Annotated in this window: 12 protein-coding genes, 1 tRNA gene, 2 rRNA genes and 1 pseudogene; 10 read left to right on the top strand and 6 right to left on the bottom strand. The window is 53.2% G+C overall.

Annotation, left to right across the window (positions count from 1 at the left end; translation table 11 throughout):
• The first annotated feature begins 3 nt into the window (after positions 1-3).
• The 8 genes from pcaC to AC0L7R_RS14285 all read left to right on the top strand — a co-directional run bounded on the left by pcaC (position 4) and on the right by AC0L7R_RS14285 (position 8277).
• Positions 4-390 (top strand): 4-carboxymuconolactone decarboxylase, encoded by a 387-nt coding sequence (gene pcaC / locus AC0L7R_RS14250; protein WP_473657538.1) that lies wholly within the window; start codon positions 4-6, stop codon positions 388-390.
• Positions 387-1115, top strand: coding sequence for a protocatechuate 3,4-dioxygenase subunit beta (gene pcaH, locus AC0L7R_RS14255; protein ID WP_473657540.1), 729 nt, complete (start codon positions 387-389; stop codon positions 1113-1115). The genes pcaC and pcaH overlap by 4 nt, the downstream gene beginning before the upstream one ends.
• Position 1116: 1 nt before the next feature.
• Positions 1117-1737: a protocatechuate 3,4-dioxygenase subunit alpha gene (gene pcaG / locus AC0L7R_RS14260; RefSeq protein WP_473657542.1), complete on the top strand. Its 621-nt coding sequence runs from the start codon at positions 1117-1119 to the stop codon at positions 1735-1737.
• 10 nt (positions 1738-1747) lie between these two features.
• Positions 1748-2596 (top strand): 3-oxoadipate:acetyl-CoA acetyltransferase, encoded by an 849-nt coding sequence (locus AC0L7R_RS14265; RefSeq protein ID WP_473657543.1) that lies wholly within the window; start codon positions 1748-1750, stop codon positions 2594-2596.
• Complete coding sequence (gene pcaD / locus AC0L7R_RS14270) at positions 2596-3381, top strand: 3-oxoadipate enol-lactonase (RefSeq protein WP_473657544.1); 786 nt, start codon at positions 2596-2598, stop codon at positions 3379-3381. The genes AC0L7R_RS14265 and pcaD overlap by 1 nt, the downstream gene beginning before the upstream one ends.
• Positions 3378-4448, top strand: coding sequence for a 3-carboxy-cis,cis-muconate cycloisomerase (locus AC0L7R_RS14275; protein WP_473657545.1), 1071 nt, complete (start codon positions 3378-3380; stop codon positions 4446-4448). Before pcaD ends, AC0L7R_RS14275 begins: the two co-directional genes overlap by 4 nt.
• Before the next feature lie 687 nt (positions 4449-5135).
• Entirely contained in the window at positions 5136-6725 is a 1590-nt protein-coding gene (locus AC0L7R_RS14280) for a substrate-binding domain-containing protein (protein WP_473657546.1), read from the top strand.
• A gap of 127 nt (positions 6726-6852) precedes the next feature.
• Positions 6853-8277 (top strand): type IV pili methyl-accepting chemotaxis transducer N-terminal domain-containing protein, encoded by a 1425-nt coding sequence (locus AC0L7R_RS14285; RefSeq protein WP_473657547.1) that lies wholly within the window; start codon positions 6853-6855, stop codon positions 8275-8277.
• Between the two features lie 208 nt (positions 8278-8485).
• On the opposite strand, the gene AC0L7R_RS14290 is transcribed toward AC0L7R_RS14285, so the two are convergent.
• From AC0L7R_RS14290 to tnpB, 3 genes and pseudogenes are all read right to left on the bottom strand, one after another.
• Complete coding sequence (locus AC0L7R_RS14290; RefSeq protein ID WP_247125784.1) at positions 8486-8689, bottom strand: dodecin family protein; 204 nt, start codon at positions 8687-8689, stop codon at positions 8486-8488.
• A gap of 200 nt (positions 8690-8889) precedes the next feature.
• Positions 8890-10019 (bottom strand): IS3 family transposase gene (locus AC0L7R_RS14295; RefSeq protein ID WP_473660431.1). Its coding sequence is split into 2 segments (ribosomal slippage): positions 8890-9785 and positions 9785-10019, totalling 1131 coding nucleotides; the frame shifts between segments, so codons are not numbered across the junction.
• Between the two features lie 125 nt (positions 10020-10144).
• Positions 10145-10513: pseudogene (gene tnpB / locus AC0L7R_RS14300) on the bottom strand (IS66 family insertion sequence element accessory protein TnpB); the annotation flags it as partial.
• Positions 10514-10680: 167 nt separating this feature from the next.
• Between tnpB and AC0L7R_RS14305 the strand changes: the two are divergent.
• On the top strand, positions 10681-10836 hold the full coding sequence (locus AC0L7R_RS14305; protein ID WP_473660433.1) for a hypothetical protein: 156 nt from the start codon (positions 10681-10683) through the stop codon (positions 10834-10836).
• Complete coding sequence (locus AC0L7R_RS14310; protein WP_473657549.1) at positions 10823-11770, top strand: hypothetical protein; 948 nt, start codon at positions 10823-10825, stop codon at positions 11768-11770. The genes AC0L7R_RS14305 and AC0L7R_RS14310 overlap by 14 nt, the downstream gene beginning before the upstream one ends.
• A 457-nt stretch (positions 11771-12227) precedes the next feature.
• Here the strand turns inward: AC0L7R_RS14310 and AC0L7R_RS14315 are convergent.
• The 3 genes from AC0L7R_RS14315 to AC0L7R_RS14325 form a co-directional block, all read right to left on the bottom strand.
• Positions 12228-12304, bottom strand: a tRNA-Arg gene (locus AC0L7R_RS14315).
• 566 nt (positions 12305-12870) lie between these two features.
• Positions 12871-12985 (bottom strand): 5S ribosomal RNA (gene rrf, locus AC0L7R_RS14320).
• A gap of 101 nt (positions 12986-13086) precedes the next feature.
• Positions 13087-15926: ribosomal RNA gene (locus AC0L7R_RS14325) — 23S ribosomal RNA — on the bottom strand.
• Between the last annotated feature and the right edge of the window lie 345 nt (positions 15927-16271).

Below are 16271 nucleotides of genomic sequence, written 5' to 3' on the forward strand. Positions count from 1 at the left end.
TTGATGGACAAGACACGATTTTCTTCGGGAATGGAGGTACGTCGTTCCGTCTTGGGCGACGCTCACGTCGACCGCGCCGATGCCGCAAAGACCGACTTTGATGAACCTTTTCAAACGCTCATCACCGAAGGCGCGTGGGGCACTGTTTGGGCAAGCGATGCAATTGATCTGCGTGACAGATCAATGCTGACACTTGCTTTGCTTGCAGCGGCCGGTAACTTTGATGAAATCCCGATGCATATTCGCGCAACTGCGAACACCGGTGCAAGCAAGGATGATGTGATGCAGGCATTCCTGCACGTCGCGATCTACGCGGGCGTCCCGAAAGCCAACCACGCCATCAAACTGGCGAAACAAACCTACGCAGAGATGGAGGCGGGCACCACATGACCAAACCCGGAGAATTCTACCAACGCGACCGTAACCTGCAGCCTCCCGCTTACACCCCAGGCTACAAGACGAGCGTGGCCCGCAGTCCCGGCTATGCAATGATATCGTTGCAAAATTCGGTGTCGGAAATCACAGGGCCTGTCTTTGGCCACAATGATATCGACCCAATCGACAACGACATGATCTTTAACTACGCGGCTGACGGCGAAAGCGCGATTGGTGAACGCATCATCATGCACGGGCGTGTGCTTGATGAAAACGCGCGACCTGTTCCCAACACACTTGTCGAAGCTTGGCAGGCCAACGCAGGTGGACGGTATCGGCACAAGAAAGACACCTACCTTGCTCCGATTGATCCCAATTTCGGCGGCTGCGGACGAACCATGACAGACGAGAACGGCTATTACTTTTTCCGAACTGTCAAACCGGGTGCGTATCCTTGGCGCAACGATGTCAACAGTTGGCGGCCAGCGCATATCCACTTGTCGGTTTTCGGGTCTGGCTTTTGTCAACGATTGATCACGCAGTGCTACTTTGAAGGCGATCCGCTGATCCCCAAGTGCCCTATCGTGCAAACGATCCCCGATCAGGACGCAATCGATCAGCTGGTCGCACGGCTGGATATGAACGCGACCATTCCGCTCGACAGTATCGCCTACAAATTCGACATCGTGTTGCGCGGACGGCGCAGCACCCTTTTCGAAAACAGACTGGAGGGGAATTAAGATGTCGCAAACCCTTGATTACTTGAAAGAAACAGCGTCGCAAACTGCTGGTCCCTATGTTCATATCGGACTTGCGCCAGGTGCCGCGGGCTTTGACATCTACGACAATGAACTTGGACACGATATCGTCGGTCCGAACGCCAAGGGCGACCGGATCCGCGTCGAAGGCGTTGTAACTGATGGAACAGGTGCCGCAGTTAAAGACGTCTTGATCGAAGTTTGGCAAGCCAATGCAGACGGGTTCTACGCCCATCCAGAAGGCGGCGGCGAAGTCGAAGACGGTTTTCGCGGTTGGGGCCGCGTTATCTCTGATTTCGACACCGGCGAATGGTCGTTTGAGACGGTCAAACCTGGTAGCACTTCGGGCCGCGCCAGGTCTGAACAGGCCCCGCACCTCAACCTGTGGATTGTGGCGCGCGGCATCAACATCGGACTGAACACGCGTATGTATTTCGGCGACGAAGATGCCGCAAACGCAGCCGATCCGGTGTTGAACCTGATCGAATGGGTCGGTCGCCGCAAAACCTTGATCGCTGCACGCACTGAGACAGACGGAACGACGGTCTACCGTTTCGATATCCGGCTTCAGGGCGAAAACGAAACCGTGTTTTTCGATGTCTAAGGAACGCGAAATGTCATCTCCCTGCATCATTTGTGTTGCGATCACAGGGTCGTTGCCGACCAAGGCCAACAACCCTGCCGTACCGATTACGGTCAGTGAACAGATTGAATCGACCCATGCCGCGTTCGAAGCAGGCGCTTCAATCGTGCATGCCCATGTACGCAACGACGATCAAACGCCGTCATCCGACCCCGAGAAATTCGCAGCCTTGAAAGAGGGCGTTGAAAAGCACTGTCCAGGCATGATCACCCAGTTTTCGACCGGCGGTCGTTCAGGAGCAGGCGAATCACGCGGCGGTATGCTGTCGCTGGGCCCTGACATGGCTTCAATCTCTGTCGGATCCTGTAACTTTCCAACGCGGGTCTATGAAAATGCACCTGACCTCGTGGATTGGCTCGCGTCAGAAATGCGGACCCACAACATCAAACCTGAGGTCGAGGCGTTTGATCTGAGCCATATTCTTCAGGCTGCTGCAATGCACGCACGCGGCGAAATCGTGGACATTCCTTACGTACAGTTCGTGATGGGCGTCAAAAACGCGATGCCTGTCGATCGCAACGTTTTTGACTACTACATCCAGACTGTTCACCGCCTTTTCGGACCTGACGCTGCGTGGTGCGCCGCTGGCATCGGGTCACATCAAGCCACGCTAAACGAATGGTCCATCTCGTCAGGTGGACACGCGCGCACTGGCCTTGAAGACAACGTCCGGCTTGATCGTGACACCCTTGCCCCATCAAATGCTGCGCTCGTGGAACGCACCGCTAGCATTTGCGAAAAATACGGACGCCCCGTGGCGACACCGGCGCAAGCCCGCAGCATCCTAGGATTACGACCAATCGGCAGCGAGACCGCCTGATGCCCCATTTCGTGACCGTCAATGAACGATTACACCATTACGCCCACCACAAAGGTGCGGGCGCACGCGCGGTAGTGTTCGCCAATTCGCTAGGTACGGACATGCGCATTTGGGACCAAGTTTGCGCCAATCTGCCGCCGGAAATACCCACGTTGACCTATGACAAATCCGGACATGGCATGACCCAAGGTGGAGCTGGTTCCATCGCCGCCCTCGCCCAAGACCTTGCGGCTCTTATGGATCAGTTAAATCTGCGCGACGCGCTGATATGCGGCGTGTCTGTTGGCGGACAAATCACACAGGCGCTGGCATTTGCGCGCCCCGACCTCGTGGCAGGTCTGGTGCTTTGCAACACCTGTTACAAGATTGGCACGGCGGATCTTTGGGCCACACGGATCGCGACACTAAAACAATACGGTCTAGACGCCATGGCGGATGGCATTATCGAACGTTGGTTTTCCGCTGACTTTCGCCGGACCCAGCCGGAAGCAGTAGCGGGTTACCGCCTGATGCTGACCCGTACACCGCAGAAAGGCTATGCAGCTGTTTGTGGTGCAATCAGGGGCGCCGATTTAAGTAACGGCACTAGTCAGTTGGCCTGCCCAGCGCTGTGCGTTGCGGGCGGTAATGACCTTGCAACCCCGCCTGAGGTCGTCGAAGCCCTTGCCGCACTCATTCCGGATGCGCAAAGCACTTGCTACGAAGGCATAGGCCATTTGCCCTGCATCGAAGCGCCGTCCCGTCTGGCGACCGACATCGTAGCGCATTATGCGCGTCTGCCATGACGTCTGTATTTGATCATCCATGGCTTGGCGGCCTGTTTCGCGACGATGATCTCGCCGCAATCTGGTCTGGCGACGCACAACTTTCCCACATGCGTGCCTTCGAAGCTGCTCTGGCGAAAGCACTCGAGGCGTGCGGCAAGGTCCCTGCCGGACAAGGCCATATAGCCGCACATGCCATCGCCACCACTGTGATCGACATGGATGCGTTGACCCAAGGCACAGCCCGCGATGGCGTGCCAGTGCCAAATTTTGTGAAACAACTTCGCGCGGCTGCGGGCGATGCAGCCGCAGCTGTCCATACGGGTGCCACGTCGCAAGACGTGATGGACACGGCTTTGGCGCTGACCTTGCGCAAAACCTCCGATCTGCTGACTGGACGCCTCACCGCGCTTCACGACGCGCTGTCCGAGCTGAAACGCACGCAGGGGTCCAACGACATGATGGGGCGCACACGCATGCAGGCTGCAATGCCCATCACGACGGCCCATCGGATTGATGCGTGGTTGCGCCCGATCAGTGGTCACATTCAAGCGCTCGGCACCCTGTGCCCGCAAGTAGAATGCTTGCAACTAGCCGGCGCTGTCGGAGACGGAGCAGCCTTCGCAGGACAACGGGACGACATTGCCACCCACATGGCCCACTCTCTCGACCTGACCGATGCTGGCAGTTGGCACACAGACCGCACGGCAATTGCAGATTACGCCAATCGCCTGTCCTTGATTTCAGGAACACTGGGCAAATTCGGTCAGGACATTGCCCTAATGGCACAGCAAGGCATCGACGAGGTGCGCCTGTCCGGTGGCGGCGGGTCGTCCGCCATGCCCCACAAATCCAATCCTGTCTTGGCCGAACTTCTGGTCACACTTGCACGCTACAACGCAACCCAAATTTCGGGCATGCATCACGCTCTGGTTCATGAACAAGAACGCTCAGGTGCTGCATGGGCACTTGAATGGATGATCCTTCCAAACATAACCGCGGCGACAGCGCGCGGTTTGTCGGCGGCTAATGAGTTGTGCGAGAAAATTGAAGATATTGGCTGTCGAGAGAGCAAGCAAACGCGATAGTTTCACGAAATCTTTGAACCCTCAGTACGTGGCCTTTTGGGTTCTGATTACTGCAGTGTATTCTCGCCAGTGGTTTTACGCGGAGCAATGTCCCGAAAAGGAGGCAAGCATTATTCATCTCAAGTTAAGATCAGGATCGTGCTTGATAGCCTGCGCGGCGTGGACGGCATCGCGAACTGCCCACAGCGGAAGTTTTTATTCCCCGCTGGACGCGTTCGTAGCGTGAAGGTTACTGCACCACGCCAGCGCAGTCTGACCACATCAACACCAGGAAATAATTGCTACGAGCGAAGCTCTGATGCCTCGTCGAAATGGCCCTGAACTGTCCTTAATGTCCCCGCTGCAGCTGCATCCTAAATCTTCTGTTTCATTTGATGGTAAACAGGCGCGAACATGCCATGCCGTTTGTATTCGTCTGTTGGGTTGTCGAACGTTTCTATGCGATCAAATGCGTTCGGTTCTTTCACCTGCGCGCCACTCGTTTTCTTTTGGGCAGCATATCTGAAAGATGGCAGCGATCCCTTACGTCAAGCCAAACATCCGCCTCATTCCGATCACAAAGCGTTGGTTAATACGCCGAACCCTCCGAGCAGTTTTTGAGGGTAGCGTATGGTGAAATGGTTGTCGGTTGTTGGAAGAAGTTCTGTCGCCAATCACTGCGTTTGAGTGGTTTCAGGAGAAGATCTAATGGCTTTAAATCTCACAAAAAATGGCGCGGCTCTCGCGCTCATCACGTTTGCTGCCGGTGCAGTACCAATGTCCGTTCTTGCGGATGAAATTACGCTAAAATCTGCGGATGGTACGGTTAACCTCGTTGGCGAATTCGTCGAATTTACAGACAACAACTACGTCATCCGCACAGGTCTTGGTGATCTGCGGATTGCTGCGTCCCGCGTCCGCTGTGAAGGCGATGCTTGCCCGTCCTTCGAGACCGCAACTGCCGACATTCATATTGCAGGTTCCGATACAGTCGGTCTTGGCATGATGCCACTGCTTCTGTCTGGCTATGCGGCACACCTTGACGCCGAAGCGACAGTTGTTGCGACCGGTAACGATCAAGATATCTTGGCAAACTTCGTTTCAGATGGCGGTTTCGGTGACGAGATCGGTTCGTATTTGGTTTCAGCAACTGGTTCGAACGATGCCTTTGCAACGCTTTTGGACGGCACATCCCAGATCGGCATGTCGTCGCGCCGCATCACACCGCCAGAAGCACGCGCATTGCGCGATAGCGGTGCAGGCAACATGGTGAGCCCCGGCCAAGAGCACATTCTTGCGGTTGATAGCCTCGTTGTCATCCTCCACCCAAACAACCCTGTTCAGGAAATCACGACAGCGCAATTGGCTGACATTTATGCAGGTAACATCACGAACTGGTCCGAACTGGGCGGTAACAACGCACCTATCACATTGATGAGCCACGTTGATGGCTCCGGCACACGTTCCACTTTTGACGCACGCATTTTTGGTGAGACAAAGGACACAGTAGCTGCTTCAGCGATCGCTGTTGATGGCAGCAACGAAATGGCCGCAGCTGTGAATAACGACGAGAATGCTATTGGCTATGTCGGTTACGCATTCCAGCGTGGCGCGAAGGCAGTGACACTGGTGAACGAGTGCGGCATCAGCATGACGCCTGACGCGTTCTCTGCGAAGACCGAAGAATACGCGCTGCAACGTCGCCTGTACCTCTACAACCGTGGCGATGCCGTCGATGATACAGCGCTGAACCTGATCAACTACGCGATTTCAAGCGACGCCGACGGCGTTATTGCAAAGTCCGGCTTTATTGATCTTGGCGTTCAAGCCCGCGCACAAAGCCTTGATGGCGACCGTGCCCGTTCATTGCTTGACCCGAATGTTGACGCCTTTGAGGGCGGTGTGATGCGCGAGATGCTGGGTCAGATGGTCGACTATGATCGTCTGTCCACCACGTTCCGTTTCGCCACAGGGTCATCCCGACTGGACGAACGGAGCCGTGTCGATATGGCCCGTCTGACGGATTACCTCGAAGCGAGGCCAGAAGGCACGAAAGTCATGATCGTAGGTTTCACAGATTCACTCGGCGCGTTTGAAAGCAACCGGACTTTGTCCGTTGGCCGTGCAGAACAAGTGATGCAGGAACTGGTAGCGCAAGCCGGCGGTCGCCTTGCTGGGATCGAATTCGCTGCCGCCGGTTACGGTGAAATCGCGCCGACAGCGTGTAACACAGCAGACGACGGTCGTGCGATCAACCGCCGCGTGGAAGTATGGATCGAAGCCAGCAACGACGCCTAAGGAATAGGTCAGGTTGCGAAGCCATCGCAGCCTGAACCACTTGCTACGGCCTGCTTTGCAGGTCGTAGCGACTTGATCTTTCACTTTAATCTCGGGGGATGCCCTATATCCCCATGAAGGACATCTCATGTTGAACAAGCTTTCCACAGGCGCGCGTGCACTATCAACAGTGTCGCTAGCATTACTTGCCAGTGCGGCGTTCGCGCCAACAGCACACGCACAATTAATCTCAGAAGATTCTTATTCAGGCAGCAAAGCCCGCGTAAACCAATCCGCAAAGCTGCGGACCTACAGCGAAGAAGTTGCTGCCGCCACCTGCCGCGTCGCAAATGACCTTGACCCAGAAGCGGCCTCAGAAGACCTGACGCGAATTCGGTCCAATGTAACAGCCATTCTGGCGGGCCTACGCGACGGTGATCCGGCACTGGGCATCCCTTCCGGGGAAACATCCAGTAGCGGCATCAAATCAATCGCTGCTGTCAACGAAATCTGGACGCAAATCGACGCAGCAGCTGCAAAGATCACAGACAACCACGGTGACGCTGAAAGTTTGAATTTAGTGGCAACGTCATTTGCCGAATTGTCCGAACGCACATCAGTTCTGGCATCTGACATTTCCGGCGCGCATTCTGACCCGCTGGAATTGCTGCAGGGTGACGCAATTACACTGAACTTCGTCGGCCGTCAGACCACGTTGTTGGATCAAATGGACCGTATCGTCTGCGGCATGGCGACCGGCAACGTGGCCTTCGGAACCGCCGAAGACCTCACGGCCTCCATTGAACTGTTTGAGCTGTCCTTGAATGCACTGCGCAACGGTTACAGCGACGCTGGCATTGCACCACCGCCGAATGACGCAGTCGCACAAAGCCTTGAAGAAGTGCACAAGCATTGGATCGAAGAAAAGGCCATTCTGGAAGATATCGTTGTAAACGGTGGAACTGCCGAAAGCGTTGTAGAAGTTGCGTCCTTTACACGGGTCCTTTTGAAGGACGTTTACAACACCATGACTCTGTATTTGATCGCAACGCCCGGCCAAGAAGGCGTTTACCGCTTGCCGGTCAATACCTATGCGACAGGTGAATTGTCTGGGTGGTTGGACGACGCTGACATGATCGCTGCGATCAACGCGCAGAACGCAGCACATGCTGATTTGAAAGAAGCCGATATCATCGCGCTCGACCAAGACTGGCGTGCGCAGGCAGATGCAGGCGGTGAATTGATTTCCAAGCTGCTCAACCACGATGTGTCAGCATGGTTGCGTGATCAACAAGCTGGTACAGCGGGTTTGGTGACGGAAGTCTTTATCATGGACAACCGCGGCCTCAACGTCGCGCAAAGCGTCAAAACGTCGGACTATTGGCAAGGTGACGAAGCCAAATGGCAACAGACTTTTGCTGAAGACGACGCCGAAATGCACATCGCCGAAATCGAATTCGACGACAGCACCGGCTACTATCAAACACAGGCCTCAATGCCGATTTTTGACCCTGCTACAAATGAAAAAATTGGCGCGATCACATTCGGGATTAATGTGCAAAGTTTGATGTAAACCCGCCTAATTTCATTAAAGAGCAAGGCCGCAGGTAAAACGTGCGGCCTTGTTTCGTTGTGTCGGACGTCAAAATTCGTTGGACGGACTTAAATAAGAGAAAATTACCAACCAATTGAACCGAACGGCCCCGATATGTAGAATTCAGCCAACACCTTCAGTCCAAATTACAAGAACCGGTCAACAGAATCGCCGCCGCTAAAATCGATCAATCATCCAAAACGAATGTAATTTTTAAGGCTACCCGGTATTCGGTGATTTTACCGTCTGTCACGATGACCTTTTGGTCTGCAACCCAAGCGCTTGTGATGCCCTTAAGTGTCTTGGCCGCACGCGCAACACCATTCTCAACGGCGTCATCAAACGATTTCGTGGAGGATGAAATAACTTCTGTAACTTTTGCGATAGACATAACGGTCTCCTTTGATTGGGCTCAATAAAGAGCCAGAAGCTTAAACTGTAGTTTGCAAACGATCCGTTTTACCACCCTTGATATGATGATAGGAAAAGCGGCGCCTACTCAATGCGACCATTGATCCAACCCCGGCCTTGGTACACGCATAATCTGGCACTTTGGACCTGTCACGCTTTAGTGCCGCCCCAGGTACTTGTTTAAGCCACTTTCCGTTCGAATTCGACGGGGCTTTTCCAACCCAGTGCTGAGTGCCGACGGCGTGGGTTGTAGAAGCCATTGATGTATTCGAAGATTGCCATCTCAGCCTGCCGCCGTTTTTCCCATGATCGCCGCCAGATCAGCTCGGCCTTGATGGTTTTGAAGAAGGTCTCGACTGCTGCATTGTCATAGCAATTACCCTTCCCAGACATCGACACCATGAACCCATGCTGGCGCAGGATCTTCTGATAATCGTGAGAACAATATTGCGACCCACGATCTGTGTGATGGATGCAGCCTTTCGGCGGTGATCTGAAGGCTATGGCCATGTTCAGCGCACGGATCGCCAGGTCGCGCTTCATACGATTGCTTACCGCCCAGCCAATGATACGGCGTGAATGTAGGTCAAGGATCACCGCAAGATAAAGCCAGCCCTCTCGGGTCCAAACATAGCTGATATCGCCCGCCCATTTCTGGTTCGGTTGGTCAGCCACAAAATCCTGATCCAGCAGGTTTGGCGCAATATTGAACTTGTGATCGCTGTCGGTGGTCACCTTGTGTTTGCGGGTTCTGACAACGGATATGCCGTTCTGGCGCATCAAACGGGCCACACGGCGATGACCGACGTTCAGGCCGATCTCCTTCAACTCTTCGGTCATTCGAGGTCTGCCGTAGCTGCCAAGACTGAGACGCGATTGTTCTTTGATATGTGCCAGCGTCACCAGATCAAACCGCTGTCTGCGGCTTGCAGGTCGGCTGCGGAAGGTACGTAAACCGCGGGGACTGACAGCCATTACACGACACATCAGATCAATGGAAAACGCAGATCGGTGTTCTTCGATGAACTTAAACCTCACGGCTTTTGGCTCGCAAAGAAAACCGTGGCCTTTTTTAACACTTCCCTTTCCTCCTTGAGAATCCGGTTCTCACGCCGAAGCCGGTCATTCTCTTGGGCAAGGCTTAAATCCTCTTTCGATACCACATCCGTATCTCGGTGGGCTGTGATCCATTTGTTCAGCGTCGACATCCCGACACCTAGATCATCCGCCACCTGTTTCCACGTAAGCCCGCTGGTCAGTGCGATCCGCACTGCATCTTGGCGGAATTCGTCCGTCCGTTTCAGTCTAATAGTCAGTCTCCTTTGGTGCAGTAAATGCTATCAAAGGAGCGGCATCAAACCGCGACAGGTCCAAAACGGGTACATTTCTTGATTGAGGTGCAAATCCAAATGGAGGTCGGCGAGGACGATGCATTTCATCGGCTTGCCCCTACCGCGTGTTCTTGAATAGGGGCGTTACGGCTCTCACGCATGTTCCTAGGTTCCGCTTGGTGCGGATGGAACGTCTTTCTCTCCGATATGCTCTTCCAATTCAGCCCATCGAAGAGGGCTTCGAATTGGGCTTTGGAAATACTGATCGTGCCATCGGAGATTCTGGGCCAGGCGAAGCCTTTTCCTTCGATTCGTTTATGTATCAACACGAGACCAGTGCCGTCCCAAAAGATGATCTTCAGCCGGTCGGCACGTTTGGATCTAAACACGAAGATGGCGCTATCATATGGATCAAGGTCAAACTCGTTGACGACAATTGCGGCCAATCCATCCATTCCCTTTCGAAAATCACAGGGGCGTTTGCAATGTCGATCTTAAAGCTATTGGCTAGAGAGATCATTCAACCGACCTGACGGCTTCGAACATACGCTCTCGTGTCGTGACCGCCACTCCCACCGATGCAGAGGTGGGAGACACCGTTTGCCGACGCTTCCGGAGCGCCGTGCGGATCAGCAATGGCATGGGTTTCACCGATGATGGAATATTCATTCCGCCTGACATCGTTCGCTGCCATGACCTTCAGGATGACGGAATTGTGTCAGGCCAGGCCGTTATCAACTTCAACAAGAGAAAAAGCAGTTGGGGCTGGAAGGCTATGACGATTGAAGTCCTTTGAAGCAATGGAGCAGCATGGATACAAGGAACATCTGTATTTGCAATTCATTGACGCTGTGACAATTATTTTACCGCAGGGAGCGCAAGCGTTGTACAAAAGATTAGCTGAGAGCCACGCTACGAAGTTCATCCAGAATCGTCCAGATCTGAGCGTGATAACAGACTGGTTGAACTCGCCGCGGTGCAAAGCCGCACTGTCCGCATTTCATGAATCCGTCCCCTCCAAGAAACCGGGTCGCGTTATCGAGCGCGTATCCAAGAATATGCGCCCTGCGTTTGGCGGCACCCATTTGGCCCAATGGGACAAAGTAATGAAGGCTGTATTCGCCGTGCGGATGGCGTCTGCCCGTGAAACTGATGTCTTTGCAATGACCGGCGAAGAGGAGGTGGCCTTTTCTGAACGATCAGTCATTCTTGCCGATTTTTTGTGTATCGCGAGCGCCGGAGAGAGTAATTCGCACATAAATATCGCCGCCAATATCTCGCACCATGCCATTTCCAGGTTGATGGAACGCGGTGCTTCGACCCCCGAGACACTGAAGGCTGATGTTCTCCAGGTCCTTCAGAAGGCGCGTTCCCTTCGAACCATGTTGTCTTCGGGGCTTGAGCACAATCTGACCAAGCTGAAGGACGACATGACGTACGACATGCTCATGCCGCACGGTGACGGGGCAATCGTCTTGCGCACGCTGCGCGTGAATGCTGCGACTAAATCATTTTTTCCAAACTCCATGCCGGTCTTTTCGATCCGAACATACTTAGAAGGATCGATACTGGGAACTCGCGATCTTGAGCGCATGGCAGGGTTTCGCATCTCTCGCGATGCGACGGTTTCGGTAGAAGATTCTCGGCATGTCCTTGCATGGATTCAAGGAAATGCTGAGGAAACGGATCCGCGGCGAAGGCTATCAATCGAACAAGAGGCCGACTTTTAGGCGGCAGGAACAGAAAGGCTGTTGGCGGGAGATAATCGCCGAATCTGCTTGGTATTCTCGGCTTTGGTCACTCACTGCTCAGGCGCTCTGGGGCAGTTAGTAGCATTGGAGGCATAAGCTTGGCCTTTACTGACATGCATTCTCTTCCTTTGAACTGCCGACGTCGATTCCTCGCAGATGCTGCGCGATCGACGAGTGGCCGGTTTGGTGAAGCTGCACCGCCGCGATCAGTCATGGACTGAACGGCAGGTTAGGGCCGTTTGTGTAACTTAATTTGCGCTTATTGCCCTTCAAACACCACTTTACAGCGGATCCTGAAAATCAGCTATCTTCGGTGAGGCGGCGTTTGAGCTTCGGTCACAAGTATGTGCAAAAATACAGGCATTGACACCCGCTTGCAAAGTTATGGTCCCAAATTTGCATTCTTATGGGTTAATGACACAGCTTTGAATGAATGTGGCGATCCCGGGAGGACTCGAACCCCCAACATCCTGATTAGAAGTCAGGTGCTCTATCCAGTTGAGCTACGGGACCACTCGCGCTTTCCTACCGCTTCACCATGTTGGGTGCAATGGTATGGGATTGTTACACGGGTTGTTGTTTGAGGATATTCCTAACGTACTGTCGCCAACCACGATCTCGAACGAGCGATCTATCTTTGAGGGTTTGCCAAGTCGATTTTTTGCGTCAGTCGACATCCACATACATCTCGCTGGCCGTTAGTCGCGCCGCTTGTTTTACCTATTATTTATTCGTGAGATTTTTGGATTAATCGTCGAGAGATGCGGGTGGCTTCTTATTGGATTTGGCAGTGACTTACTCTCCCACGCCTTAAGACGCAGTACTATCCGCCGACCGACAGGCGTTTGCTTGCCAAACGCCGTAAGGGGGCGCAGCGGCACTTAACTGCCGAGTTCGGGATGTGATCGGGTGTTTTGTCCCTTTCAAAAAACCACTGTGTTTTTTGAAGGCGTAGGAAGGTTACTTTGCTTGCAAAGTGACAGCTACTCAGACGTTATGACCACTGTCGTGTTTTCGAGTTTGATTGTTGGATTGGTATTTTTATCGTTGAGAGATACTTTTTTGACGTTGCTCATTAGATTTGGCAGTGACTTACTCTCCCACGCCTTAAGACGCAGTACCATCAGCGCAGCGGCACTTAACTGCCGAGTTCGGGATGGGATCGGGTGTTTTGCTCGCGCTATGACCACCAAATCAAATGAACAACGTCAGAGAGTTCCAAGTCGCGTACGACTGCATGGTTGTGTGTGTATGTATCATGATTTTAATTCAGTAAAGTCAGACTATTACTGGATCAAATCAAGCCTATCGGACCATTAGTACCAGTCAACTGAACGCATTGCTGCGCTTACATCTCTGGCCTATCGACGAGGTGGTCTACCTCGGTCCTCAGGGATACCTTGTTTTGAGGGGGGCTTCCCGCTTAGATGCCTTCAGCGGTTATCCTGTCCGATCATAGCTACCCTGCACTGCCGTTGGCACGACAACAGGTCCACCAGTGGATCGTTCACCCCGGTCCTCTCGTACTAGGGGCAACTCCTCTCAAGTATCCTACACCCACGGAAGATAGGGACCGAACTGTCTCACGACGTTCTAAACCCAGCTCACGTACCTCTTTAAACGGCGAACAGCCGTACCCTTGGGACCTGCTCCAGCCCCAGGATGAGATGAGCCGACATCGAGGTGCCAAACGGTGCCGTCGATATGGACTCTTGGGCACCATCAGCCTGTTATCCCCAGCGTACCTTTTATCCGTTGAGCGATGGCCCTTCCACTCGGGACCACCGGATCACTATGGCCGTCTTTCGACTCTGCTCGACTTGTCAGTCTCGCAGTCAGGCTGGCTTCTGCCATTGCACTCAACGAGCGATTTCCGACCGCTCTGAGCCAACCTTCGCGCGCCTCCGTTACAATTTGGGAGGCGACCGCCCCAGTCAAACTACCCACCACGCAGGGTCCCGGATCCGGATAACGGACCGCGGTTAGACATCAAACAGAATAAGGGTGGTATCTCAAGGGAGGCTCCACCGAGACTAGCGTCCCGGTTTCAAAGCCTACCACCTATCCTGCACATACTGTGTCTGATGCCAATGCGAAGCTATAGTAAAGGTGCATGGGGTCTTTCCGTCTAACCGCGGGGAGCCTGCATCTTGACAGGCAATTCAATTTCGCTGAGTCCACATTTGAGACAGCGGGGAAGTCGTTACGCCATTCGTGCAGGTCGGAACTTACCCGACAAGGAATTTCGCTACCTTAGGACCGTTATAGTTACGGCCGCCGTTTACCTGGGCTTCAATTCGGAGCTTGCACTCCTCCTTTTAACCTTCAGGCACCGGGCAGGCGTCAGACCCTATACGTCGTCTTGCGACTTCGCAGAGCCCTGTGTTTTTAGTAAACAGTCGCCACCCCCTGGTTTGTGCCCCCGGCAAAAACTTGCGTTCTCACCGGGCCTCCTTCTCGCGAACTTACGGAGGTATTTTGCCGAGTTCCTTAAATGTGGTTCTCTCAAGCGCCTTGGTATTCTCTACCAGTCCACCTGTGTTGGTTTAGGGTACGATCTCATGGAGGGCTATTTCCAGGAACCTCTCAACGGCCTCCCCAATCCGATAAGGGGAAACAATCTTCGAGATCCGTCACATCCTCCTGGCCCAGGAATATTAACCTGGTTCCCATCGACTACGCCTTTCGGCCTCGCCTTAGGGGTCGGCTTACCCTGCTCAGATTAGCTTTAAGCAGGAACCCTTGGACTTTCGGCGAGGGAGTCTCTCACTCCCTTTGTCGCTACTCATGTCATCATTCTCACTAGTGATCTCTCCACCGGATCCCTCACAGGCCGGCTTCACAGAAAGCACCATAACGATCACAACACCCAAAGGTGCTGATATCGTCAGGTACTATGTCACACTACGCTCTGCTACCATGCACTATGTGCATCCTAGACTTCGGCTCATGGCTTGAGCCCCGTTACATCTTCGCCGCAGGACAACTTATTTAGACCAGTGAGCTGTTACGCTATCTTTAAAGGATGGCTGCTTCTAAGCCAACCTCCTGGTTGTTTTGGTCGTCCCACCTGCTTTCCCACTTAGCCATGAATTAGGGGCCTTAGTCGTAGGTCAGGGTTGTTTCCCTCTCCACAACGGACGTTAGCACCCGCTGTGTGTCTGCCGGATATTACTCCTCGGTATTCGGAGTTTGGTTAGGATCAGTAAGACGGTGAGTCCCCATTACCCATCCAGTGCTCTACCCCCGAGGGTATTCGTCCGACGCTCTACCTAAATAGATTTCGCAGAGAACCAGCTATCTCCGAGTTTGATTGGCCTTTCACCCCTAGGCACACCTCATCCCGACCTTTTTCAACAGGTGTGGGTTCGGACCTCCAGTTAGTGTTACCTAACCTTCATCCTGGACATGCCTAGATCACTCGGTTTCGGGTCTGATCCATCTAACTCATGCGCCCTATTAAGACTCGCTTTCGCTGCGCCTACACCTAACGGCTTAAGCTTGCTAGATAGACCAAGTCGATGACCCATTATACAAAAGGTACGCTGTCAGGCCGCATGGGCCCTCCAACTGATTGTAGGCGTTCGGTTTCAGGTACTGTTTCACTCCCCTCGTCGGGGTGCTTTTCACCTTTCCCTCACGGTACTGGTTCGCTATCGGTCAGTAAGGAGTACTTAGCCTTCGAAGGTGGTCCTCCGATGTTCAGACAGAATTTCACGTGTTCCGCCCTACTTAATACGTCCTATCATGCTTCTTATACGGGACTATCACCCACTATGGTTGCGCATTCCAACGCATTCTAATCACACTCAAGGCTCGGCTGGTCCCCGTTCGCTCGCCGCTACTAGGGGAGTATCTATTGATTTCCTTTCCTCCGGGTACTTAGATGTTTCAGTTCCCCGGGTTTGCTTTTGTAAACCTATGTATTCAGTCTACAAATACCTGGTTAACCTCATTGATAATCACGCAGTCCGAAGACTGCATAATAACAACAAAGTATCAGGTGGGTTGCCCCATTCAGAAATCCATGGATCAAAGCTTATTCTCAGCTCCCCATGGCTTATCGCAGAGTATCACGTCTTTCATCGCCTCTTACTGCCAAGGCATCCACCAAACGCCCTTTTCGCGCTTGATTTGATCCAGAAAAAGCGTGGCTTTTCCTGTGGGCCCTCCCTTTTGTAAAATCAAAAGGGCCCTTAATCAAAATGCATACATTGCAGTGCCAGCCGCTGGTTCGCAACTGACACCGTTCGAATGAGATTACTCTCATTCCGGTTAGTGTACTTGACTTGGAACAAAATAGATTTTCGAGGCCTCAAACAATGATCCGAAGATCATCTCAACCCGTCTGGCAATCCCTTCACGCGGGTTGCCTCTATTCTGATGTTGTATCTCTCTAAACGATGTCACTGAACCCGAAGGTTCAAACGTCCAATTGGACGGCTAAACAGCTCTTGCTGCTTAGCGATCAAATTGATGC

Source organism: Yoonia sp. D2-7, from assembly GCF_055809435.1.